This window comes from Tenacibaculum gallaicum (genome assembly GCF_003387615.1).
Lineage (GTDB): Bacteria > Bacteroidota > Bacteroidia > Flavobacteriales > Flavobacteriaceae > Polaribacter > Polaribacter gallaicus.
On record NZ_QUNS01000003.1, the window covers coordinates 341,575 to 365,591 of the forward strand.

At 30.7% G+C, this 24,017-nt stretch carries 20 protein-coding genes; 13 read left to right on the forward strand and 7 right to left on the reverse strand.

Going from position 1 to position 24,017, the window contains the following annotated elements; translation table 11 throughout:
• Positions 1-286: 286 nt before the first annotated feature.
• Genes rlmF through C7448_RS08470 form a run of 3 tightly spaced genes read right to left on the reverse strand, consistent with a single transcriptional unit; the run spans position 287 to position 3,404 of the window.
• The gene (gene rlmF / locus C7448_RS08460) at positions 287-1,144 is read right to left on the reverse strand and encodes a 23S rRNA (adenine(1618)-N(6))-methyltransferase RlmF (RefSeq protein WP_115900926.1); all 858 of its coding nucleotides are present in this window, start codon (positions 1,142-1,144) and stop codon (positions 287-289) included.
• Positions 1,144-2,739, reverse strand: a complete 1,596-nt coding sequence (bshC, locus tag C7448_RS08465; RefSeq protein ID WP_115900927.1) for a bacillithiol biosynthesis cysteine-adding enzyme BshC — start codon at positions 2,737-2,739, stop codon at positions 1,144-1,146. The genes rlmF and bshC overlap by 1 nt, the downstream gene beginning before the upstream one ends.
• Complete coding sequence (locus C7448_RS08470; protein ID WP_115900928.1) at positions 2,739-3,404, reverse strand: class I SAM-dependent methyltransferase; 666 nt, start codon at positions 3,402-3,404, stop codon at positions 2,739-2,741. Before C7448_RS08470 ends, bshC begins: the two co-directional genes overlap by 1 nt.
• Before the next feature lie 121 nt (positions 3,405-3,525).
• On the opposite strand from C7448_RS08470, the gene C7448_RS08475 reads away from it, so the two are divergent.
• From C7448_RS08475 to C7448_RS08495, 5 genes are read left to right on the forward strand one after another with little or no spacing between them, the layout of a single operon-like run.
• A complete protein-coding gene (locus C7448_RS08475) occupies positions 3,526-5,460 on the forward strand; it encodes a BatA domain-containing protein (RefSeq protein ID WP_115900929.1) in 1,935 nt (644 codons plus the stop codon).
• Positions 5,457-6,716 carry a dihydroorotase gene (locus C7448_RS08480; RefSeq protein ID WP_115900930.1) on the forward strand — a complete coding sequence of 420 codons (1,260 nt, stop codon included), beginning with the start codon at positions 5,457-5,459 and terminating at the stop codon, positions 6,714-6,716. Before C7448_RS08475 ends, C7448_RS08480 begins: the two co-directional genes overlap by 4 nt.
• 4 nt (positions 6,717-6,720) lie before the next feature.
• Positions 6,721-7,047, forward strand: coding sequence for a hypothetical protein (locus C7448_RS08485; protein ID WP_115900931.1), 327 nt, complete (start codon positions 6,721-6,723; stop codon positions 7,045-7,047).
• A gap of 3 nt (positions 7,048-7,050) precedes the next feature.
• Positions 7,051-7,689, forward strand: coding sequence for an alpha/beta hydrolase (locus C7448_RS08490; RefSeq protein WP_115900932.1), 639 nt, complete (start codon positions 7,051-7,053; stop codon positions 7,687-7,689).
• Positions 7,690-7,744: 55 nt separating this feature from the next.
• Entirely contained in the window at positions 7,745-8,695 is a 951-nt protein-coding gene (locus C7448_RS08495) for a sterol desaturase family protein (protein WP_115900933.1), read from the forward strand.
• A 39-nt stretch (positions 8,696-8,734) separates the two neighbouring features.
• Here the strand turns inward: C7448_RS08495 and bcp are convergent, their stop codons facing one another.
• Entirely contained in the window at positions 8,735-9,187 is a 453-nt protein-coding gene (gene bcp, locus C7448_RS08500) for a thioredoxin-dependent thiol peroxidase (RefSeq protein WP_115900934.1), read from the reverse strand.
• A 109-nt stretch (positions 9,188-9,296) separates the two neighbouring features.
• Between bcp and C7448_RS08505 the strand changes: the two genes are divergently transcribed.
• The gene (locus C7448_RS08505) at positions 9,297-9,953 is read left to right on the forward strand and encodes an endonuclease III domain-containing protein (protein WP_115900935.1); all 657 of its coding nucleotides are present in this window, start codon (positions 9,297-9,299) and stop codon (positions 9,951-9,953) included.
• 240 nt (positions 9,954-10,193) lie between these two features.
• On the opposite strand, the gene C7448_RS08510 is transcribed toward C7448_RS08505, so the two are convergent.
• Entirely contained in the window at positions 10,194-10,775 is a 582-nt protein-coding gene (locus C7448_RS08510) for an RNA polymerase sigma factor (protein ID WP_211321899.1), read from the reverse strand.
• Positions 10,776-11,054: 279 nt separating this feature from the next.
• Between C7448_RS08510 and C7448_RS08515 the strand changes: the two genes are divergently transcribed.
• The 6 genes from C7448_RS08515 to uvrA all read left to right on the forward strand — a co-directional run bounded on the left by C7448_RS08515 (position 11,055) and on the right by uvrA (position 19,674).
• A complete protein-coding gene (locus C7448_RS08515) occupies positions 11,055-11,549 on the forward strand; it encodes a hypothetical protein (RefSeq protein ID WP_115900936.1) in 495 nt (164 codons plus the stop codon).
• Positions 11,550-11,835: 286 nt separating this feature from the next.
• Positions 11,836-13,296, forward strand: coding sequence for a tetratricopeptide repeat-containing sensor histidine kinase (locus C7448_RS08520; protein WP_245939457.1), 1,461 nt, complete (start codon positions 11,836-11,838; stop codon positions 13,294-13,296).
• A gap of 2 nt (positions 13,297-13,298) precedes the next feature.
• A complete protein-coding gene (locus C7448_RS08525; protein ID WP_115900938.1) occupies positions 13,299-14,045 on the forward strand; it encodes a LytR/AlgR family response regulator transcription factor in 747 nt (248 codons plus the stop codon).
• A gap of 146 nt (positions 14,046-14,191) precedes the next feature.
• The gene (locus C7448_RS08530) at positions 14,192-15,862 is read left to right on the forward strand and encodes an FAD-dependent oxidoreductase (protein ID WP_115900939.1); all 1,671 of its coding nucleotides are present in this window, start codon (positions 14,192-14,194) and stop codon (positions 15,860-15,862) included.
• 420 nt (positions 15,863-16,282) lie between these two features.
• Entirely contained in the window at positions 16,283-16,747 is a 465-nt protein-coding gene (locus tag C7448_RS08535; RefSeq protein WP_147300513.1) for a hypothetical protein, read from the forward strand.
• A gap of 134 nt (positions 16,748-16,881) precedes the next feature.
• Positions 16,882-19,674, forward strand: a complete 2,793-nt coding sequence (gene uvrA / locus C7448_RS08540; protein WP_115900941.1) for an excinuclease ABC subunit UvrA — start codon at positions 16,882-16,884, stop codon at positions 19,672-19,674.
• Positions 19,675-19,760: 86 nt separating this feature from the next.
• Here uvrA and C7448_RS08545 read toward each other — a convergent pair whose 3' ends face one another.
• Both C7448_RS08545 and C7448_RS08550 read right to left on the reverse strand, forming a co-directional pair.
• A complete protein-coding gene (locus C7448_RS08545; protein WP_115900942.1) occupies positions 19,761-20,846 on the reverse strand; it encodes an HmuY family protein in 1,086 nt (361 codons plus the stop codon).
• An 11-nt stretch (positions 20,847-20,857) separates the two neighbouring features.
• Complete coding sequence (locus C7448_RS08550) at positions 20,858-22,999, reverse strand: TonB-dependent receptor plug domain-containing protein (RefSeq protein ID WP_115900943.1); 2,142 nt, start codon at positions 22,997-22,999, stop codon at positions 20,858-20,860.
• Positions 23,000-23,094: 95 nt separating this feature from the next.
• Between C7448_RS08550 and C7448_RS08555 the strand changes: the two genes are divergently transcribed.
• Positions 23,095-23,997, forward strand: a complete 903-nt coding sequence (locus C7448_RS08555; RefSeq protein ID WP_115900944.1) for a DUF6607 family protein — start codon at positions 23,095-23,097, stop codon at positions 23,995-23,997.
• Positions 23,998-24,017 lie beyond the last annotated feature (20 nt).

Below are 24,017 nucleotides of genomic sequence, written 5' to 3' on the forward strand. Positions count from 1 at the left end.
TCTCGATACTATTTTATTCCACTACGTTACACAAAATCACTCGAACTGACATTTCAACGTTATTACGAACAAACACTGAACACAATCTAAGCGGAAAGTGACGTAATCTCATGAATAGAAGTAACTCATAACTTTGAGATTTCTCGCTATCGCTCGAAAATGACTGGAAGCGAGAAAAAGATTGCTTCACCAATAATGATTAAAAGTTGTCAGCAAATTAGTTAACCTTTACAATTATAACTTTTTTAAAACAATTTCACCTCAACAACAAACTAACGACTACCAGCTACAAAAACCTCCAACACACAATACGTGTTACTTTGTTTCCTTGGTACATAGGAATTATTTTAAATTCTTTCACTCCTAATTTCTTACCTGAGTTTTGTAAGCTTTCTACGTTTTCTTTTTTAGAAACCAAACTCGTAAACCATTTACTTACTTTCGGATGTTTAGAACTCTCATATAAATACGTATGTAAAAAAGCTTTTTCTCCACCTATATACCATAATTCATTAGAGTTTCCTGCAAAATTACGTACCGCATTGTTTCCTAAGTTTCTTGATTTTCTTCGGTTGGCTCCTCTCGCCTCTTCTGCCGATTTATAAAATGGCGGATTGCACATCGTTATCGTAAACGCATCCTCCTCTTCTATAATTCCTTGTAAAATGTGCTCTTCTTTAAGCTGTTGCCTTAATTCAATCTTATCCGTAAAACCATTATCGTCTATAATGTCTTGAGCGTAATCTAACGAGTCTAAATCGATATCAGTAGCTACAAAGTTCCAATTATATTCAGCGATTCCTAATAAAGGATAAATACAACTTGCCCCTGTACCAATATCTAACACTGTTACGTTTTCCTCATTCGCAACCAAATCAGCTAAATGATGGATATAGTCTACTCTTCCAGGAATTGGCGGGCATAAATTATTATCAGAAAAATTCCAATGCTCAATATTATAATGAGTAGCCAATAAGGCTTTATTAAACTCTTTTACAGCTATTGGGTCAGAAAAATCAATAGTCTCTTTCTCAAATTTTTCAATAACAAACTCCGCTATTTTTGGATACTTTTCTTTTAAGAGTTTAAAATCGTATCCGTTTTTGTGTTTGTTTTTTCTGTGTAATCCTTTTTTATCTGCCATTAAAGTGTAATAACTGTAAATTCTAGTTGTAACGGGTGTAAGTTTTCTTTTAGAATTGTAATAAAGTCAGCTCCATATTCTAAATAGAATTCTGAAAAGTTACGTTGACGTTCTTCTAAACTTTGATTAGGTAATAATTCGTTTTGCAAAGCTACGATTCTTTCTACTGTTTCTTTTTGACGTCTTTTTTCTGCACGAAGCCATCTTTTTTCAAGGTTTTCTAATCCTTTTACCTGCTTTCTTTCTTGTGCATTTACTGCTCCTACAAAAGAAACATCTGTTTTTTGAGCTAGTTCACGTAAGTCGTCAAACTGTTCTTGTAAAAATTGTTTCTGTTTGGTAAAGTCTACTTTGGCATCACCGTTATCCAACACCTTTCTTGCCAACAAATCATCTTGTTTTAAAAACACTTCTTCTTCTGAAACGTTAAGATTTTCAAGCTTTTTTTGTTGCTTTTCTGAAAGTATTTGCGCCGAATTTCTCAATAACAAAATAGGAAACGGAACATTTACTTTATCAAAATATGCCTTTAATTCTAACCAATAGGCTAACTCTCCTCCCCCACCAATATAGCATAAGTTGGGTAAGATTACCTCTTGATATAATGGACGCATAATTACGTTGGGTGAAAAGCATTCTGGTTCACTGTGTAAATGCTCTAAAATTTCATCCTTTGCCCAAGAAATATCTGTATTATTTACTTTGTATATTCCGTTTTCAAGAATAATACGTTCACGAATTCTATCAGTAATATAAAACAAGTTTATCTCACGTGGATTTACTTGTACTTTATAAGACTTCTCTAACTCTGTAATCGTTTTTGACACCTCTTTATAAGAAGTTTCGTGTAACAAATCATACTCTACATATGGGGTTAATGCTCTTTTCAACTCTCTTTCATCAGCATCTAAAATCACCAAACCGTACTTTCCAAAAAGTTTATCAGCTATGTATCGAGTTGCATCTGCTAATTTTTTGTGCTTTAAGTAACCTTTTTCAAATATCTCCTTTATCTGAATAGCATTTTTTGAAGTTCCTAAATGCTCTGCAAATACTTCAAAAACATCTTGTAATCCTTCAGTTGTAAAACGCCCTACTGGTCCTGTTTGGTCAGAGTTCCACTGTACTTTTATCCCTTTAAAATTAAAGAAGTTAATTTCTTCAAAATCGTGGTCTTCAGTTGCCATCCAATATACGGGCACAAAATTCTCATTCGGAAATTGCATTGACAAATGCTCACACATATTTATGGTTGAAATAATCTTGTATAAAAAGTATAACGGGCCTGTGAATAAGTTTAGCTGATGCCCTGTTGTTACTGTAAATGTGTTTTCTTTTAGTAGGCTTTCTATATTTTTTTGCGTGTCGAACGACAAATCAATGTCTTTGTATTGTTTCCTCAATACGTCAACTAACCTTTTTCTTTGAGTGCTTGAAATAGGGTTTTCTTTCTTTTCTTCTAGTTGTTTTTCAAAGTTTCGTAAACTCGGATAGCGGTTATAAAAAGGTTGGATATTTTCATCAGCCTTTAGATAGTCTTCCATTGTTTTAGAAAAGAATCCTGTGTTTTTATAAGGGATATTGGTTACATTCATTACTTGTGCGTTCTTTGAAATAAGGTGTAAACATACGGACGTTCTCCTCCGTACGGATTTACAAATGTGTGATTAAAACTATTGACTAAAACAAAATCGTTTCCTAACTTTTCTTGTAGCATTTCCGTATTGTAACGTTGTAATTGCAGTCCACAACATTTTTCTGCTCCGTCTAAAGCAAAAACAGCAATAATTACAAATCCGTTTACTTTTACAAGCTTTTTTAGCAGGTTAAAATAGGCGTTTTGTTCTTCGGTTTTTAGAAAGAAGTGTAGTACCGCTCTATCGTTCCAAACATCAACTTCATCAAGCTCATGTAATTTGGTTGGAACCACTAAATCATCAGCTATAAAATTAACTTTTGAGGCATTTTCTCCTAATCGATTTTGTATATCGATTAAAGCTTTTTCAGATAAATCATTTGCTATTAAACCTGAATATCCATCAGCTACCAGCTCATCAATTAACATGGATGAACCAACGCCTACATTTAAGATTTTAGCGTCTTTAGATACTTTGGATTCTTTTAATAATTGAATAGTTTCTTTCGAACTTTCTTCGAACCAGCCTAGTTTTTCTGTTGGATTTTTTACGTAGGCAGCATTCCAGTGTTTTTTATAATTAATTTCTTCCGGAATGTTACACTCACTCTCTTTTGTAGTCATAGTCCAAAAATAGGAAAATTTAATCCTTTGTCGAAAACTTACCAGACTTCTAACAGATTTTTAACTACATTCTTTTTTTAACCATCTATTTAGGTATTTTTACAGTTAGTAAATTATAATTATGCAGTTTAAACATCCTGAGATTTTATATTTCTTAGCTTTTTTACTCATTCCTATTTTGGTACACCTGTTCCAACTACAGCGATTTGTAAAAGTTCCGTTTACCAATGTAGCTTTTTTACAAAAGTTAGTGTTGCAAACACGCAAAAGTTCTCGTATAAAAAAATGGCTAATCTTAGCCACGCGTTTACTGCTACTTGCGGCTCTTATTTTTGCATTTGCTCAGCCTTATTTTAGCAATCACAAAGCAAATGAAGAGCAACATTTCTTTATATATCTTGATAATTCTTTAAGTACAAATGCTATTGGAGAAAAAGGTAATTTACTACAAATTGCTACCCAAGAAATTATTGAAAATTCTACAGAAAAAACAAGTTATTCTTTACTTACAAACGATCATTTTTACGCAAATAAAACAGCTGTTGAACTAAAAGAAGAGCTGTTGAAAACAACAAATACTGCAAAAAACAGAAACCTTGCTGATGTTTTTTTAAAAATGACTAGTGAGCATAAATCTGCTACTTCTCCTACCAAAAACATTGTGATTTCTGATTTTCAAAACACTAAAAGAGAAGAAATTAACAACGCTCCTGAAAATACTTCTTTTGTAAAGTTAGTTCCTGAACAACAAAGTAATGTTTCTATTGATAGTGTTTTTGTAGATGATAATGGAGGCTCTAATTTTAACGTCCGTATTATTGTTAAAAATCAAGGAAATGCTAAAAATGATATTCCTATTGCTATATACAATAATGACAAGTTATTGAATAAACAAACCTTTAGCATTGAGGAAAACAAGACTTTAGAGGTTACTTTTTCTGTTGTAAAAGCACCTGTATTTTTAGGTAAAGTAATTATTAATTTTAATGACACCTACGGGTTTGATAATTCGTTTTATTTTACTATTAATGCTAACGAAAAAGTTAATGTACTAGCTATTGGAGAGCCTAACAACTTCCTACAGCGAATTTATACGAAAGAAGAGTTTAACTTTACTTCTTCTTCGCTACAAAACACCAACTATAATTTGCTAGATAAGCAACATCTTATTGTTTTAAATGAGTTAAAAAATATTCCTGAAACACTCATAAATAGCTTAGCTAGCTATACAACAAAGGGTGGAAATATAGTTGTTATTCCGAGTAATAAAGTAACTCTTTCTTCTTATAACAACCTTTTTAGTAAACTAAATACTGGAAAGTTATTTTCACTAAAAAATGACAGCTTAAAAGTTACTACGATTAATTATAACCATCCTCTTTTTAAAAATGTTTTTGAAAAGAAAGTTGCTAACTTTCAATATCCGTTTGTAAAAAGCTCATTTAATACCGAGTTTATAAATGCTAGTAACCTTGTTTCTTTTGAAAATAAACAAGGTTTTATTAAACAGATTCGCTTACCAAATGCTTCTATGTATTGGGTAGCGGGTTCTTTAAATAAAGACAATAGCAACTTTACGAACTCACCTTTAATTGTGCCTGTTTTTTATAATATTGGAAAACAGAGCTTACAACTTTCTAAGTTGTATTATACAATTGATAAACAGAATACTATTGATATTGACAAGCAACTAGGAAAAGATGAAGTTTTAAATATTGTTACTAATAAAAGTTCTTTTATTCCTTTACAACAAACTTTTCAAAACAAAACACGTATTACAACTAAAGATCAACCTTTAGTAGATGGGTTCTATAAAGTACAGCAACAGAATAATGTACTTAGAAATATTGCTTTTAATTACGACAAAAGTGAAAGTTGTTTAGATTTTTTAATGTTTTCTGAAACTAACGATATGACTATATCTACTTCAGTAAAAAACACCTTGGAAAATATTAATGATGAAAACAAAATTCAATGGCTTTGGAAATGGTTTTTGGGTTTAGCTATTGTATCTTTGCTTTTAGAAATTTTGATTTTAAAATTCTTTAAACCATGACAACGCTGCTTAAATCGGCAACAATAATAGATGCTTCTAGTCCTTACCACCAACAAACTAAAGATATTTTAATTACCGACGGTATTATTACCAAAATTGACAACAACATTGCTAGTGAAGAAACCTATACTGTTGTAGCGCTTGAGAATCTTCATGTATCTTCAGGTTGGTTTGATACAAGTGTTTCTTTTGGAGAACCTGGTTATGAAGAGCGCGAAACCTTGCAACATGGTGTACAAGTAGCTGCTAAAAGCGGATTTACTCATGTAGCTATCAACCCTAATACACATCCTATTGTTGATAATAAATCAGCCATCGAGTTTTTAATTAATAAAGTAAATGGAGCTGCAACCAGCATTCATCCTATTGGGGCTTTGACGCAGCAAAGTAAAGGTGTTGAAATGTCTGAAATGTACGACATGCAACAATCGGGAGCTGTTGCTTTTGGAGACTATAACAAGCCTGTTAGCAACGATAATTTATTAAAAATAGCATTGTTGTATGCTCAAAATTTTAATGGGTTAGTATTAAGCTTTCCTAAAAATAATTTAATTGCAGGTGAAGGTGTTGCTAACGAAGGTAAAAACAGTACCCTTTTAGGCTTGAAAGGAGCTCCTGCACTTGCAGAAGAAATTCAAATTTCTCGCGATTTATTTTTACTAGAATATACTGGAGGAAAACTACATGTTCCTACAATCTCTACAGCTAAATCTGTTCAACTTATTAAAGAGGCAAAAGAGAAAGGATTAGATGTAACTTGTAGTGTTGCTGTACATAATTTAGTATTAACAGATGATGAATTACATGGCTTTGAAGCTAACAAAAAGGTAAACCCTCCCCTACGTACAGAAGAAGACAAGAAAGCTTTAATACAAGGTTTAAAAGAAGGTATTATTGATATAATTACTTCAGATCACAACCCTATTGATGTTGAACATAAAAAAGTAGAGTTTTCTACTGCAAAAGACGGGACCATAGGTTTAGAAAGTGCTTTTGGAGCACTGAACACTGTGTTAGGTTTAAAAACTATTATCAACTGTTTATCTAACAACCCAAGAAAACGTTTTAATATTGAATTAACTTCCATAAAAGAAGGTGAAAAAGCTAGTTTATCTATTTTTAATCCTAACGGAGAATATACTTTTTCAGAGCAAAACATTGTATCTACTTCAAAAAACAGTATCTTTCTAGGGAAAAAGTTAAAAGGAAAAGTATATGGTATTTACAATAATAATCAACTAATTCTAAACTCATAAAATTATGGAAAACCAAACAGTAAACGAAGGAAAAACTCCTGCAATTATCAGTCACTTCACAGTTATAGGACTTATCATTGCTTTTGTTTTAAATATGAACAATAAAAATGCTTTTGCTAGCTTTTATATTAGACAAATGCTTGGTTTAAACATATTGTACATGGCGAATATGTGGATTGTTTATAAATATTTAGGAAGCACAATAGGTTGGGTTGTTGGAGTATTATTATTTGTACTTTGGCTAATTAGCCTTTTAGCTGTTTTAAAAGGAGAAAAAAAACTCGTACCAGTTGTTGGAGAGCAATTTCAAAACTTATTTAAAGGAATTTAATACATGAGTTTACACTACGTTGTAAGAGAACCTAAAGTCTCAAATGCTACTCCTCCATTATTAATTTTATTACACGGGTATGGTAGTAACGAACAAGATTTATTTTCATTTGCTGAAGAACTACCAGACGATTTATTAATTGTAAGTGCTAGAGCTCCTCATGATATGGGCTATGGTGGTTATGCTTGGTATGCTATCAATTTTGACTCAGTTAACGGTAAGTTTTCTGATTTAAAACAAGCAGCTAAATCTGTTGATAAGATTGCTTCATTTATTGATGAAATCAAAGAAAAATATAACACAAACCCTGATAAAACATTTTTATTAGGGTTTAGCCAAGGTGCTATTTTAAGTTATGCGCTAAGTTTTAAATACCCTAACAAGGTAAAACACGTAGTAGCATTAAGCGGCTATATTAATGAAGAGTTATTACCTACTGAAATAGACAAATCTATTACAACAGATTATTATATCTCTCATGGAACAGTAGATCAAGTTCTTCCTATAGATTGGGCACGTAAAGCTCCTATTTTATTGAAAAACTTCAATTTAAATAATGAATATTCTGAATATCCTGTAGGTCATGGTGTAGCCCCTCAGAACTTTTATAGCTTTAAAAGCTGGGTTGAAGAAAGACTATAAAATTTAACAGTAAAATTGGGTAAAATTGAATATTTTTGTACTCTAAAAAAATAGCATGAGCAACATATTTAATCAAGATATATTATACTACTGGAGTGCTCCTTTTTTCATCTCAGTAATTTTTCTCGAAATGTACTTTAGCTATCGAGCTAAAGCAAAAAATTACGATTTTAAAGATACTACCACTAATGTTTACTTTGCCTTAGTTAATTTTAGCTTAGACCTATTAATGAAGGTAGCTTCATTTGCTATTATGGGCTTTTGTTATCAATACAGAATTATTGACTGGGAAGGTAATATGTCGTGGGCATATTGGTTGTTGGCTTTTATTGGCCAAGACTTTTTGTACTATGTACACCATTATGTAGATCATCATTCACGATTTTTTTGGGCCGTACACGTAACTCACCATAACTCTGAGTATTACAATATTTCAACAGGTTTCAGGTCTCCTGTTTTACAACCTTTGTTTAGATATATGTTCTTTTTACCATTAGCTTTTCTTGGAGTTATGCCACTACATATTATGTTTGCATACGCCATGAATCAAAACTATGGAACATTATGTCATACCAACTTTATTAAAAGTAAATTAGGATGGTGGGGATATATTTTTGTTACCCCATCTCACCATAGGGTTCATCATGCTTCCAACACGAAGTATTTAGACAAAAACATGGGAATGGTGTTGATTATTTGGGATCGTATTTTTGGTACTTTTCAGGCAGAAGAAGATGAAACTGAATATGAAAAGTTACGTTATGGTTTAACGAAACCTTTAGAGAATAAAGGTCCTATTAATATTATATTTCACGAGTGGAAAGAGATTTTTAAAGATTTCTTCAAACGAAAAAAAGAGTTGCCGTTAGCAACACGCTTAAAATATGTATTTATGCCTCCCGGATGGAGTCATGATGGAAGTTCTAAAACTAGCAAAGAATTACAAAAAGAACTTAAAGCTCCTCCTATAAAAGATTTAAAGTTACAAAAAATAAAAGTCGAGTAAATACTCGACTTTTTTCTTTTTACTAGATATATTTAACTACTACTTTAATATCTGGTTAGCGTGTTCTTTAGTTTTTACTTTCGCAATCACATCTTCAATCACTCCATTTTCATCAATTACAAAAGTGGTGCGATGAATTCCGTCATACTCTCTACCCATAAACTTTTTAGGTCCCCAAACACCAAACGCATTGATTACATCTTTACTTTCATCGGCTAATAATGGAAAAGGCAATTCATTTTTATTAATGAAGTTTTGCTGACGTCTTGCTGAGTCTGCACTTACCCCTAAAACGTCATATCCTTTTGCTAAAAACGTTTTGTAATTATCGCGTAAGTCACAAGCTTCTGCTGTACAACCTGGTGTACTCGCTTTAGGGTAAAAGAATAATACTAATTTCTTTCCTGAATAATCAGATAGTTTTACAGCGTTTCCTTTCTCATCTACCGATTCAAAATTTGGTGCTTTATCTCCTATTTTTAGTGTTGTCATATTATATTGTTTCAAAGTTATTAAGTCAAAGTTACAAAGTTGATTTTGATTATCCATAAAACATACAAAGCTTCTTTGTACCTTTGATTTTTTCAAACAATATAAAGCGATGACTAAAGCAGAAAAAGTTCAATTTGTTATAGATACTTTAGAAGAGTTATATCCTGAGACTCCTATTCCTTTAGACCATAAAGACCCTTACACATTATTAATTGCTGTATTGATGTCTGCTCAAAGTACTGATGCTCGTGTAAATACAATTACACCATTATTATTTGAAAAAGCTAATAATCCGTACGACATGGTAAAACTTACCGTTGATGAAATTCGAGAAATTATCAAACCTGTTGGTTTATCACCTATGAAATCGAAAGGAATTCACGGTTTATCTAAAATCTTAATTGAAAAGCATCATGGTGAAGTTCCTGTTGATATGGAAGCTTTAGAAGAATTACCTGCAGTAGGACATAAAACTGCTAGCGTGGTAATGTCACAAGCTTTTAACATTCCTGCTTTTCCTGTAGACACACATATTCATAGATTGATGTATCGTTGGAACTTAACTAACGGAAAAAATGTTGCACAAACCGAAAAAGATGCTAAGCGTTTGTTTCCAAAAGAATTATGGAATAAACTTCACTTACAAATTATTTATTATGGGCGAGAATTCTCACCTGCGCGTGGTTGGAAGTTAGAGAACGACGTAATTACTAAAACGATTGGGAGAAAATCGGTAATAGACGATTATAATAAAAAGAGAGTATAAAAAAAGCCCCAACCTTGTTGAAGCTTTTTCCACTCTTAATTCAAATTCAATTCAATGAGATAGTTTGATTTTGTTTTAACTACTGTTAGCGATTTAGAAAAATTAATCAAATATTGAACTGTTTCTTGTTTAGGTTCCATTTTAAAGTCAGGAGACTTCTTAGAGTAAATTTGCATCATATATAATCCCTTATTATTACTTATTATCAATGATTTAACGATGCTTTTTTCTAAATATTGTCTAACTAACTAAGATAATTTTATTTTTCTCAATTATTTTTCTCAAATTGATTAAAGCATAACGCATTCTACCAAGTGCTGTATTAATACTAACTCCTGTATTTTCAGATATTTCATTAAAACTCATATCGTTATAAATACGCATTTTTAAAACTTCTTTTTGTTCTTCAGGTAGTTCTTCAACTAACTCTTTAACATCATTTAAAATCTGTTCTTTTATTATTTTTCCCTCTGCATTTAATGCTCCATCACTTAATACCGAAAAAATATCAAATTCTTCTGTATTATTAAATGTAGGCATACGATTATTCTTCCTAAAAAAATCAATAATTAAGTTATGGGCAATACGCATAACCCAAGGTAAAAATTTACCTTCCTCATTATAATTTCCTTTTTTTAGCGTTCGAATAACTTTTATAAAGGTATCTTGAAAAATATCTTCTGTAGTATCTCTATTTTGTACTTTACTATAAATAAAACTATAAAGTCGTTGTTGGTGACGTTTAATCAATAATTCTATGGAATATTCATTACCATTTATGTAGTTCTTTACTAATACACTATCATCTACAATGTGTTGCATAATAATTACTTTTTTTGAAAACAACTTATTAATTGTCTTCTAGTTAGGGGATATTAAGTTAAAAAAGTAATTATTTTCCTATAAGCTTTTGTTTATTGATTAGTAACGAGTTACAAATATTCATTTTTTTATCAATAAATACAAATAATGTCTTAAAAATTTACCATAAATAGTAAAACTACTCTAAAAATAGCACGAATAATTCATCTATATTACTTTACTTATCACTTAAACTATTTATATTTATAGTAAGTTTAACCATAAATTACCCCCGAAACTATGAACAATAATATAAACTCACCTGAGTTAATCATTTATCCACCTGGAGAACTAATTCTAAAAGTTCAAGAAAAAAATATTTTAGCTACTGGTCATATTACCTTTGAAAATAATTTTAAACAACCTTTACCTTCTTTAGTAGAAGCTAAATTTAACGCTACAAAAACAGCCATAAACGTTAAGGTTTTATTTTTTGTAGACTCACAAGAAAAACTATCATCTGTAAATGTTCATCAACTATTCTCTATTAGCAACTTTGGTAATTGTAAATTACAGTTATTTTTATCTTGTAGCCAAGAACAAGCTAAGATTTTAAGAGACTACCCAAGCCCAAATGAATATAGAGCTTATACTGTAAATTTTACTACAAATAGTACTAGTGATTTTCCTTCTCATATTAGCTTAAGCGACATAAAGGTTATTCAAGCTTTTATTTGGAATATCGACCCTAAAACTTCTAGAGGAACTGAAACAACGGTGCAAACAACTGACTAACTAGTTAATAAATTTACATATGAAATGTAACAAAACGTTTTTGTTTATAACGTTGTTGTTTTTGTACTCTTTTATTTTTCCTCAGGAAAAGAATAAAGATCAATTTTACTTTTTCAAAAAGGAAATTAATAAGCTTGGATTAAGAGAAAATAATTTTATTAAGTCTTCCCATTTCTTTATAGAAAAACAGTGGGATTCTGTACTAGTTTTCTCATCTAAAGCTCTATTGCTAAACAAACAACAAAACATTAGTAACTACATTCATTATATGCGTGGATATAGTTTTATGAAGAAAAAAATATATAAAGAAAGCTTAAAAGAATATGAAAAAGTAACTACTAACTTTCCTTTTTATTATAAAATAATACGAAACTTAGGTGGCATTGCTTTAGAAAAAGGCTCTTATAAAGAAGCTATTTCTTACTTTGAACAACTAAATAATATAACAGACTCTAATATAATTAACTACAATAAAAGTTCTGTTATTCACGATATTGGTATTGCTTATTTTCATCTTTCAGATTATGAAAAAGCCACTTCTTTACTTTTAAAAAGTACTCAACTACAAGAGAAAAACAAAGATACTTTGCGTTTAATTGGTTCGTATATGGATATTGCCAATGTGTATTATGTGCAATATAAAGATGATATTGCCATTCCTTATTTTGAAAAAGCATACCAACTCTCTCAAAAAGTTTCAGATTTTGAAATAAAAAGAAAAGCTTCTCTAAATATGTCTATAGTTGAAGAGAATAGAAAAAACTTAACCAAGTCTTTAGCCTATAGAAAAGAATACGAAAAATGGAAAGATTCGCTTACCAATCAGCAAAAAATATGGTCGGTTGCTCAGTTTGAAAAAAAACTTGCCATTACTCAAAAACAAAAAGAAATTGATGTATTGGCTTCTCAAAGCCTATTAAAGGAAAGCCAGAGAAACAGTTTGTTCGTTTCATCCTCTCTCCTACTCTTCCTATTAATTATTAGCATTTACTTTTATATTCAAAAAAACAAAAACCATCAAATAATTACACATCAAAAAGAAGAACTAAACCTTTTAAATCGTACAAAAGATAAATTACTTTCTATCGTAAGTCATGATTTACGTTCTTCTGTTAACTTATTACAAAAAAGTAATTCAAAGCTTTTACATGAAATACAACATCGTAATTATGATGTCTTAGACTCCATAGTAACCAAAAATGCTACTATAGCCAATAGTTCTTATAATTTGTTAGAAAACTTGTTACATTGGGCTACATTACAAACCAAACAACTATATTTTTATATCGAGTCGGTAGATTTATTTTCTGTAATGCAACAAGTATCTTTTAACTACCAACCTTTATTTGATCATAAAGAGATTATTTTTAAAAATAAAATAACTCCTGCCTCTTTTATTTTAGCGGATTTAGATTCTTTGAAAATTATTATTCGAAATTTGTTAGACAATAGTATTAAATATAACAAAGTACAAGGCACCATTTCTGTTTATAATTACGCTAAAAATAATGCGTATGAATGTTTAGTTGTTGAAGATACTGGTGTAGGAATGAGCCCTAGAGTTATTAAAGAATTATTAAAAGAAACTTCTTTACTCAGTAAAAAGAAAAACCAAGAAGAAATTGGAACTGGTTTAGGTATTCAATTATGCAAAACATTAATTTTAAAAAACAATGCTACACTTAAAATTGAGAGTACTGTAAACAAGGGCACAAAAATGATTATTACATTTCCTAAACCTATTTAACAATGGACACTATACATATTTTAATTATAGAAGATGATATTGATGTGGCTTCTGAACTTAAAAGTACACTAGAAAAAAACGAATACACCGTTGTAGGAATTGCTATAAATTACCAAGAAGCACTTACAATGTTTTATAAACTACCTATAGATTTGGTGATTATTGATGTTTTTTTAGGAGAAAACCCAGAAGGTATCACCTTTGCTGAAACAATATCTACCGTACCCAACTCATTAAAGCCATTTATATTTTTAACAGGATCAAAAGATCGTCAAATTTTTGAACGTGCAAAACTTACCAAGCCATATCGTTTTTTACTAAAACCTTTTAATGAACTAGAGGTTTTATATGCTATTGAAATGGCTATTGAAAAATTTTATGAGCAAGCTAATGTATTTGCTAGTACAAGTCAAGATACTGTTGTTACCAAAGAGTATTTATTTATAAAAAAAAGAAGTACTATGAAAAAGGTGCTTTTATCTTCTATTATATACATTGAAGTTGACAATAGATACTGCACGATAATTACTGAACTTGAAAAATTTGTAATTCAAATTTCTTTAGCCAAAATACTCAAGTATATAAATACAACTGTATTTCAACAGATACATCGAAAATATATCGTAAACATTCATACAATTGAACAAATTATTTTTAGAGATAACTCTTTATTATTAAAAAATAATCATACAGTACATTTTAGCGAAAAGTATAAAAAAGTTATAAAAGACTTTTCTATTTTAAAATAATATGCTCTCAAGGTTCTCATCTTAGTTAACCAAAAGGGTATATACACAACATCTTTTTAGGAAAAATTGATATATTAAAAAAGACAGATTAGCTTATGAAAAAAGAGTAAACAATTATTCGTTAAACTAACCTAAACTTAATTATAATGATAAAAACAACTCCAAACACAACATCAGAATTACTAAAAGAAAACATTGATTCTTTTTTAAAAGAGCTTCGACAAAAACTTTCATCAACTATTGAAATATCCACTAACTGGGGAGATTTAGATAATGTTTATAGGCACATTCAAAAAAGTCAAATATTTAACAGGCGTTTACAGTTTAATCCTTTTGTCATTGTTTTCTGCGAACAAGAATCTGATGTGTTAGTCACTTATCAGGCTGCTAAAAACAATAACCTCCCTATTAAAGTTAGAGCAGGAGGTCACGATCATGAAGGTGAATGTACAGGAACCAATATTGTTCTGATTGACGTATCAAAAATGAGCAAGGCAGAACAGGTAAAAATAGATCCAGTTACCAAAATAGCTCATATTCCACCTGGTATTCGTTTTCAAACCTTAACTAGTAAATTGGCAAAGCATGATGTAATGATTCCTCATGGAACTTGTGCCACCGTTGGAATTTCTGGTTTCACTATGGGAGGGGGCTGGGGACCTTGGACTAGAAAAACAGGAATGTGTTGTGAACATTTAGTAGGCGCTAATATTATCTTAGGAGACGGAACTTTACATGAAATCGATGTAAAAGGCAAGGAAACTCCTGAGTTACTTTGGGCATTAAGAGGCGGTGGTGGTATGAGCTATGGTATAGTTACAGAATTACGTATTCAAACTTTTCCTTTACCACCTGTTTTGCACCGATTTGATTTAACTTGGAATCCATACCAAGATGACTACCCAGATAAATTGAATGAAAAGGTTCCAACACGTAAAGTATTACAAAAATGGGAAGATATAATTAAGTCTACGGAAACACCTCAACTTACTGGAACGAACTTGAAAATAAATGGAAGACCATGGGAAACAAACAAATTAGTTCCTTCAAATATTTCTCATAACTGTGTTTTTTATGGCTATTGGGAAGGTACAAAAGATAGCCTTGAACAGTTTATAGAAGAGAACTTTATTGGAGAACTAAAACCTAGCACTATCTGTATAAAACCTCCTACAGGTACTAATTATGGAGATAAAGAATACGGATTACGGTTAATGAGTTCTTGGGACAGGGAATCTCTACATAAAATCAGACTTAAAATGTCTGCTAATTTGCAAGGCACTCCATTACAACCCGATGAAGATGATCCTGCTCCTCATAAAATTACTTCCAGATTAGTTAATAAAGATGGATTAGATGCTAACGGAGAAAACGGGTATCAAAAACTGTTGGAAAGTCTTTCTTCAGACTTATTATTGGATGGTAATAGAGCTTTAGGTCTATTTAATTATGTTACTCTTGGAGCTATTGTAGGTGATTTTTATAAAAATAATATAGCCACTACTAATAATGCTTTTCCTTATAAGGATAAATTATACACTATTCAGTACCAATGTTGGTGGAATGAAAAAGAAGAATTAAAAAATGAATTTCAAGATAATTTTGTATATGATAGAACGAATCGTGCTTTAGACTGGATTGAAGCAAGCAGAGACTTTGATATACCAAACACATCAGGTGCTTTTATTAGTTTCAAAGACAGTTCTATACCTACTAAAACATATTTTGATAAAAGTTATAAACGTTTAAAAGAAATTAAAGAAACTTATTCTGAAGATCCATATAATCATTTTAGAACACGAAAAACGATTATATAAAATATTTTCAATTTTATATTCACTCCCTCTTTTGAGGGAGTTTTTATGTATAAAAATTACAATTACTCATAATTATAAACTGTATTATAACTGGGACACCCTTCAGTCTTTTGCCTCGTCTGAGAAAAAAATAGTTCAATTTTATAAAAATGTTTGTCAAAGACAAACTGGTATTAAAATAGTCATACCTTTTTTTCTTCTCAAATATGTCTGTTTCACAACATAAACTCTCCTACTCACAACATTTAACTTATTTACAACTGTTTTAAAAGATAGTTTTATCTCAGAAAACAACAAATAGCGCTATCCAAGTTTTCTACTTAACCAAACGTAGAGTTCAGAAACTACTATAAAAACGAGGCGCCCCCGAAAAGCCTTATGAGTAGGAAGTAACTATAAACTTATATTAAAATGGAAAAAATGACTACAGATCCAGAAAACTTAACCCTTCTTAAAGGACCAAAAGGCAAAAGATATATTATGAGGCTTGCAGAAAACAAATACTTAGGGTACCCTAAAGATTCTAAAGAAAAGGAAGAATTAGATATGATAATTGTTGACAATGAAAAAGATGCCATACTTATTAACAAATCCACTAAAAGTTTAGTTGAAAAAGGATATTATACATGGGCTTTTTACCCAAATGGAGACAAGAAAAAAGGGAAGAGAATAGATTACAGACTAGTAGGTGATTTTCGTAGAATATTTGGAAGCAATCATGATTCTAAAGCTGTTTCTTGGAAACCTGAAAATGAAAATGGAGGTAAATTTTACGCTGTTGCACCTAAAGTTCCTGAAGCATTACACCCCAGAATTGGTAATAAGGGAGATAAATTAATTGCCGCTGCTAATGGAGGTTATGATGTAGAATTAATAGAAAAATAATAATTTTTATTGGAAAAAATTATTCTCATAGTAAGGTACCTAAAAGCTTTAGGTACCTTACTTATTTACGCAACATTTATTTTTCTTTTAACCAATAGAAAACCGTATTTTTATCGCTTATTTTTTTCGAGCATATGAAGACTGATATTTCAACTGTTAACCCTAAGGAAAATATTATAATAAAAGGGGCTAAACTGCACAATTTAAAAAACATTGATGTGGTTATTCCTCGTAATAAGTTAGTAGTAATTACCGGGCTTTCAGGATCTGGAAAATCTTCTTTGGCTTTCGATACTTTGTATGCCGAAGGGCAGAGACGTTATGTTGAAAGTTTAAGTTCGTATGCTCGTCAGTTCTTAGGGAAGTTACACAAACCTAAGGTTGATTATATTAAAGGAATTGCTCCAGCCATTGCTATTGAACAAAAAGTAAACTCTACCAACCCACGTTCAACAGTGGGCACCTCTACAGAAATTTACGATTATATCAAGTTACTATTTGCCCGTATTGGTAAGACTTTCTCTCCTGTTTCTGGTAATGAAGTAAAAAAACATACCGTTTCTGATGTTATTAAGCATGTAAAAACTTTTGAAGAACGTACTAAATTATTATTACTCGCTCCAATACATATTAGTAAAGATAGAGACCTAAAAACTGTTTTGCAAGTATTAACTCAGCAAGGATATGCTCGTTTAAAATACCAAGACACTGTATACAGAATTGATGAATTTCCTATAAAAGATTTTAAAGGAAATGAATTACAGTTAGTTATTGATAGAATTGTTGTAAAAGACGAAGAAGATTTCTACAACCGTTTAGGTGATGCCGTACAAACTGCTTTTTTTGAAGGGAAAGGAATTTGCTGTATTGAGAATTTATCAGATAATAGTATTGCTGGGTTCAGCAATAAATTTGAGTTAGACGGAATTTATTTTTTAGAACCTAACACACATTTATTCAGTTTTAACAACCCTTACGGAGCTTGTCCTACTTGTGAAGGCTATGGAAATGTAATTGGTATTGATGAAGATTTAGTAATCCCAAACACAGGATTATCTATTTACGAAAATGCTATTTTTCCCTTTAAAACAGATAGTTACAAAAAATATAAAAATGATTTAATTCTGAATGCCGAGGAATTCGGAATTTCTATTCATAAACCATGGTTTGAACTTTCTGAAGAACAAAAAGATTTGATTTGGAACGGAACTAAAAAATTCAAAGGAATTAATCATCTATTTAAAAAATTAGAAGAAAAAAGTTATAAAATTCAAAACCGCGTAATGCTTTCTCGTTACCGCGGAAAAACAAAATGTACCGAATGTAACGGAAAACGTTTACGTAAAGAAGCTAACTATGTTCAAGTATATCGTAAAACTATTGATGAGTTAGTTACCTTACCTTTAGATGAATTAGCAGTATTTTTTAATAGCATTCAATTAAATAAATATGAAGAAAAAATTGGCAAACGTTTACTTACCGAAATTAATAATCGCTTACAATTTTTAACGGATGTTGGTTTAAATTATCTTACGTTAAATAGAACTTCTAACACATTATCAGGCGGAGAAAGTCAACGAATTAATTTGGCTACTTCCTTAGGAAGTTCACTTGTGGGCTCTATGTATATTTTAGATGAACCTAGTATAGGATTGCATCCAAAAGATACAGAAAGACTGATTGGTGTCTTAAAAAATTTACGTGATTTAGGTAACACCGTAATTGTGGTAGAACATGATGAAGACATTATGAAAGAAGCCGATTATATTATTGATATCGGTCCTGAAGCAGGAACTTATGGTGGAAATGTTGTTGCCGAAGGAACTTTTGAAGATATCCTACAATCTGAGTCTCTTACAGCTAAATATCTATCTGAAGAATTACAAATTGAAATCCCCACAAATAGAAGAATTTCAAAAAACTCTATTGATATTATTGGAGCGCGTGAGAATAACTTAAAAAACATCGATGTTTCCTTTCCTCTTAATAATTTAACCGTTATTACAGGGGTTTCTGGTAGTGGTAAAAGTACTTTGGTTAAGAAAATCTTATATCCTGCGATGCAAAAAAAACTAGTTGGATATGGCGAAAAATTGGGGCAACATACAGATGTTACAGGTAGTTTTGATTTGTTAAAACATGTAGAGTTTATCGATCAAAATCCAATTGGTCGTTCCTCTCGCTCTAACCCTGTAACGTATATCAAAGCGTATGACGATATTCGTAAGTTACTTTCATCTCAAAAACTATCAAAAATAAGAAACTACCAACCAAAACACTTTTCTTTTAATGTTGATGGTGGTCGTTGTGAAGTTTGTAAAGGTGAAGGAGAGGTTACAATTGAAATGCAGTTTATGGCAGATGTGCATTTAGAATGTGAAACCTGTCGTGGTAAACGCTTTAAAAAAGAGGTACTGGAAGTAACTTTTGAAGGAAAATCTATTGACGATGTTTTAAACTTTACTATTGATGATGCTGTTGCTTTTTTCACAGAGCATCAACAAACCAAAATAGCTCGAAAATTAAAACCTTTACAAGATGTTGGATTAGGGTATGTACAGTTAGGACAATCGTCCTCAACTCTTTCTGGTGGTGAAGCACAGCGTATAAAACTGGCTTCTTTTTTAGTAAAAGGAAACACAAAAGACAAAGCTTTATTTATTTTTGATGAACCTACTACTGGATTACACTTTCATGATATTAAAAAGTTACTAGCTTCTTTTAATGCACTAATAGAGAGAGGACATTCTATAATTGTTATTGAACACAATATTGAATTAATTAAATGTGCTGATTACATAATCGACCTTGGTTTAGAAGGTGGTAAAAAAGGCGGTAATTTAATTTTTGCGGGTACACCTGAAGAGTTAGCCAAAAATAAAGAATCCTATACATCTAAATATCTGACAGAGAAACTCATTAACTAAACCTTTTTTCAACTAGAAAAGCCACCCAACCTCTCGGTTAGATAGCTTTTCACAACAAAAATTAACAAAATTTAATAAATAAATCTTTACTTTAATAAGCTATATACAAACTCAGGGTAACCTCTTTCTCCTGCGTCATTTGTTAATGCCAAAAACTTTAACTTATATAAATTTCCATCAGTATCTTCTATTACATAGAAAACAGTGTCTTTACGAGAAGGTAAAGAACTTGGTCCACCTCCTACTCTCCAACTACTACCTATAGCTGTTTGAGTATCACCAAAATTTTCTGTTTTTACATCTGTTAAGGTAAAATCATTATATGTATAACTTTCTTTTTCTGTATCTATCATATACGCTTTTACATTTGATTTTATATTATTTACCACAAAATCTGGATATACATACGGACCATAACTAGGTAATAAGTTTGTGAAAATTGTAAAGTTTAAGTCCCAGTTTTCTTTCACTGGCTCAACATTTACTTTAGCTTCTGTATTAAAGCTAAAGAATGTAAAGTGATATCCTTCTGTTTTCGTTATTACAATTTCTTTATGCGTAGTAGCATCTAAATCTGCATACTGTAAAACATAGGCACCTCCTTCTTTTAAGACTCTAATTTTTTTCCAACCTCTTTTATCTCCATTTGCTGAGTAGCTACCTGTAGCTGGTGTATCTGTTGCTACTTCATAACCAAGGTTTACTAAATATACTTTATTATTTGCCTCTGTTACTTCAATTTCAGCGATTGCTGTTTTTGTTATATCACCACTAGGATGATCAACAAAAGGGGCACTTTCATCAGTATATGTATTCGTTCTTACTAGAGGTTGTAAATCTTTTACTTCTTGAGTTGAAGAACTAACCGCATCTATATCTGTTGTAGATAATTGAGCCGCCGCCATAGATATTGAACCATTTATAGCAACTCTAAACTCATTTCCAGAATAAAATCCTAAATCCCAAGAATCTCTCTTTACTTCTGTTGTTGTATTAGTACTTAAATCAATATATACTTGGTTTGGTTGATTAGGCCCTCCTACTTCTGGGCTAACATCTGCCCCCTCTATTACCACTTTTATTGGTTCAGATGGTAAATCATTATCACTTCCACAACTGATAAACGAGTACATAGTTGCTAATAATATGAGTGTAAAAAATTTGTTTGTCATTGTTATTAATTTTAAAATTTAATATTATATAATAGTTTTAAATAGTATGAGCGACCATAGCCTAACAATAGAGAGTTATTGTTTGTTGCGTGTGCACCTGTTGTAGCTGCGTTACTTACATTAACACTGGTAACATCAAATAAATTTCGGGCTCCTATTGTTGCTTGTAGTTTTTTGTTTAAAAATGATTTTTGCACAGAAGCATCTAACCAATTATATGCCTGTGTAGTTGTTTTTGTGAAAACTGAATTTTTATTTTCATCTGTACCTGAAGCTATATAGTTTTGTTGTTCTCCGTTATGCTTTAATAATAAAGTTATTACTGTATCCCAATTTTTTATTTCATAGCTAGCACTCGTAGTTAATTGAAATGAATACAAAAAGTCATTTTCTGCATTTATTTCATTGTTAGCTACCTGAGCTATACCTTGTAAATTAGCACCTAGATTAAAGGACCAATTATTTGCTTTTATTGTATTTCTTGAAGAAACTCCCCATAGCCTATAAGCATCAATATTTATGTATTGATATTGCAGAGGTGACGAATTAACAATTGCTAGGTCTATTTTATCTTTCACATTTAAATAGTCAATTTTTAAACTATTTAACAATGCTATATTAGAATTATCAAACCAACTTCTTTTTTTTAAGTTAATGGAAGCAGAATACCCATTTTCTGGATTTAAATTTTCATTTCCTCTTACATCATGATTAGAATCAACAAAATAATAATATAGTTCTTGAAAACTTGGAGTTCTATACGAAGTACCTATATTCCCTCTAAGCTCAAATCCATTTTTTAATAAATAACGAGCACTTAAAGAGCCTTGTAGTTTAGAATGAAATAAAGAGTTATATTCATATCTTAATCCAGGGCGAACCATTAAGGCATCTGAAAATTTTATTTCAGAAGACCCAAATAAAGCATAGTTACCTTGAGTACGTGTTTTATCTTGCTGAGTAACTTCTCCCGAAGCCTGTGTATCAAACCCTTTTATATAACGAGCTTCATAACCCAACTGAAAATTATGACGATTACTTTTTATAAAGTTTGAGATAGTCCCTTTTGAAAATAAAACATTGCTTGATTGATATACTTTATCCTCCTCATTTGTTTTATTTCCAGATAAAATAAAATAAGTAAATTTATTTAAGCGTCGTTTTTGTGTTTGATAGGAAGCGGATAAAGAATAAGGGCTCCCTGATGCTAAAACTCCTTTTAAATTAATATTGTTTACAAACCTTTCTGTTTTGAAAATGCGGTCCAATGCAAACGGATTACTAGTTTGTGAGCCCACATCAATATTATCATCAACTTTTGGGTTATAAAAATTCACATTATCACTGTAATAATTGAACTTATAACTTAAATTAAATTGTTCTTTTTTATAATTCAAAAAACCAGTCGCATTTACCTGTTCTTTTGGTAACCAACTATAACCTCTTAATGAATCATTATTATAATAATCTCTTCCTTTTCTATCATCTAAAAAACCTGTAAAATCTGTTCTATTAAAACTCACTTTACCAAACCAGTTTTCAGAAAAATTATGAGCTACATTAACACTCTGTATATGTTTTCCTTCGTTAAATAAAGCATACTCATTACTTACAGTTTCTTCTTGTATTGCCGCTTGAATATTCCATTTATTTTGAGATGATTTTTTTGTTATAATATTAATTACTCCCGATACCGAATTAGCTCCGTACTCAACTCCCATAGCTCCTTCCACCAATTCTATACGCTCAACATCATCTAAATTTATTTGAGTTAAATCAATGTTATTTCCAATTCCATTATCGCTAACTAACGGAACGTTATCTATTAAAATATTAAAGTATTGAGAATCTAGACCAAACATTGAGATAGTTGATTTACCTGATTGAGAGTTTGGAACAACTGTTAAGTTTAGTTTAAAATTTAATACATCCGCTAAATTATTAGCTGCTTGACTTTCTATTTGCTTTTTATCTATAATAGTTACATTATATACCGATTTTTTAATCGATTTAGGATTGTACTGCCCTGTTATAACAACCTCATCCAATTTATTATAATGAATACTGTCACGTCTTACCTCTTCTTTTTCTTGTGAAAAGACTTGACACGCTAAAAGCATTAACAAAAAAACAATTCTATTATTTAGAAACATTCTTAATAATTTTTCTGCAAATATATTCTTTATTTTTAACCAATCTAAATAAAAGTTATATTTTTGTCAGAAAATAAATTCAAACAAAACTCACGATGAAAAAAATACTATTAGGTAGTTTATTAATACTATCTGCACTTACAGTTAACGCTCAAAACAAAAAGAAAAAAGATAGAGCTGCTATAAAAAAAATGTGTGGCTGTTATGAAGTTACTTTCAACTTTGCTGAAACATTTAATAACAGTAAAGACTCTCTTTATAAACCTTCCAAAACAAAAACTGATAAAGCTTTAGAGTGGGCTGAATTAATTGTTGATGAAAATGATAAAATTTCAATTCAACACTTACTACAGGTAGGAAATCCTGCAAATCCTCATATTGTAAAACATTGGAGACAAGATTGGCTGTACGAAAACACTGATTTTTATATGTTCAATGGCAATAACAATTGGTTATATGAAAACAAACCAAAATCAGAAGTAAAAAAACAATGGACTCAAAAGGTATATCAAGTAGATGATAGTCCACGATATGAAGGTTCTGCCACTTGGGTTCATGTAGACGGAAAAAGCTATTGGGAAAATACTACAGATGCGCCTTTACCAAGAAGAGAATACACAAAAAGGAGCGATTATAATGTAACTGAAAGAGGTAACCGTCATGAAATCACAAACTACGGTTGGTTACATGATCAAGATAACAAAAAAATTATAAGAGAAGAAGGTAAAAAAGATATTGTTATAGCTCATGAAAAAGGATATAACACGTACGTAAAAGTAGCTGATAGCAAATGTAAAGCTGCAAAAGATTGGTGGAAAAAAAACAGTACGAAATGGCAAAAAGTTAGAAATAAGTGGGATGAGGTTTATGGAAGAAATACTAACCTTTCTTTAGAGACTAAAGTAAATAACAAACCTTTATATAAACATTTATTTTCAGAAAAAACTTCAGAAGAGCAACAAATAAATGAAACAATAGAATCTTTTGTAAAAAAATAAAAGTGCTTCAAAGCATTTTA

Excerpts from the sequence above, each read along its gene's own strand:
- C7448_RS08520 (WP_245939457.1), top strand. The coding sequence starts at position 11,836 with ATGAAGAAAAAAATATATAAAGAAAGCTTAAAAGAATATGAAAAAGTA.
- C7448_RS08555 (WP_115900944.1), top strand. The coding sequence starts at position 23,095 with ATGAAAAAAATACTATTAGGTAGTTTATTAATACTATCTGCACTTACA.
- C7448_RS08485 (WP_115900931.1), top strand. The coding sequence starts at position 6,721 with ATGGAAAACCAAACAGTAAACGAAGGAAAAACTCCTGCAATTATCAGT.
- C7448_RS08530 (WP_115900939.1), top strand. The coding sequence starts at position 14,192 with ATGATAAAAACAACTCCAAACACAACATCAGAATTACTAAAAGAAAAC.
- C7448_RS08535 (WP_147300513.1), top strand. The coding sequence starts at position 16,283 with ATGACTACAGATCCAGAAAACTTAACCCTTCTTAAAGGACCAAAAGGC.
- C7448_RS08490 (WP_115900932.1), top strand. The coding sequence starts at position 7,051 with ATGAGTTTACACTACGTTGTAAGAGAACCTAAAGTCTCAAATGCTACT.
- C7448_RS08525 (WP_115900938.1), top strand. The coding sequence starts at position 13,299 with ATGGACACTATACATATTTTAATTATAGAAGATGATATTGATGTGGCT.
- rlmF (WP_115900926.1), bottom strand. The coding sequence starts at position 1,144 with ATGGCAGATAAAAAAGGATTACACAGAAAAAACAAACACAAAAACGGA.
- C7448_RS08545 (WP_115900942.1), bottom strand. The coding sequence starts at position 20,846 with ATGACAAACAAATTTTTTACACTCATATTATTAGCAACTATGTACTCG.
- bshC (WP_115900927.1), bottom strand. The coding sequence starts at position 2,739 with ATGAATGTAACCAATATCCCTTATAAAAACACAGGATTCTTTTCTAAA.
- C7448_RS08505 (WP_115900935.1), top strand. The coding sequence starts at position 9,297 with ATGACTAAAGCAGAAAAAGTTCAATTTGTTATAGATACTTTAGAAGAG.
- C7448_RS08550 (WP_115900943.1), bottom strand. The coding sequence starts at position 22,999 with ATGTTTCTAAATAATAGAATTGTTTTTTTGTTAATGCTTTTAGCGTGT.
- C7448_RS08470 (WP_115900928.1), bottom strand. The coding sequence starts at position 3,404 with ATGACTACAAAAGAGAGTGAGTGTAACATTCCGGAAGAAATTAATTAT.
- C7448_RS08495 (WP_115900933.1), top strand. The coding sequence starts at position 7,745 with ATGAGCAACATATTTAATCAAGATATATTATACTACTGGAGTGCTCCT.
- uvrA (WP_115900941.1), top strand. The coding sequence starts at position 16,882 with ATGAAGACTGATATTTCAACTGTTAACCCTAAGGAAAATATTATAATA.
- C7448_RS08515 (WP_115900936.1), top strand. The coding sequence starts at position 11,055 with ATGAACAATAATATAAACTCACCTGAGTTAATCATTTATCCACCTGGA.
- C7448_RS08510 (WP_211321899.1), bottom strand. The coding sequence starts at position 10,775 with ATGCAACACATTGTAGATGATAGTGTATTAGTAAAGAACTACATAAAT.
- bcp (WP_115900934.1), bottom strand. The coding sequence starts at position 9,187 with ATGACAACACTAAAAATAGGAGATAAAGCACCAAATTTTGAATCGGTA.
- C7448_RS08475 (WP_115900929.1), top strand. The coding sequence starts at position 3,526 with ATGCAGTTTAAACATCCTGAGATTTTATATTTCTTAGCTTTTTTACTC.
- C7448_RS08480 (WP_115900930.1), top strand. The coding sequence starts at position 5,457 with ATGACAACGCTGCTTAAATCGGCAACAATAATAGATGCTTCTAGTCCT.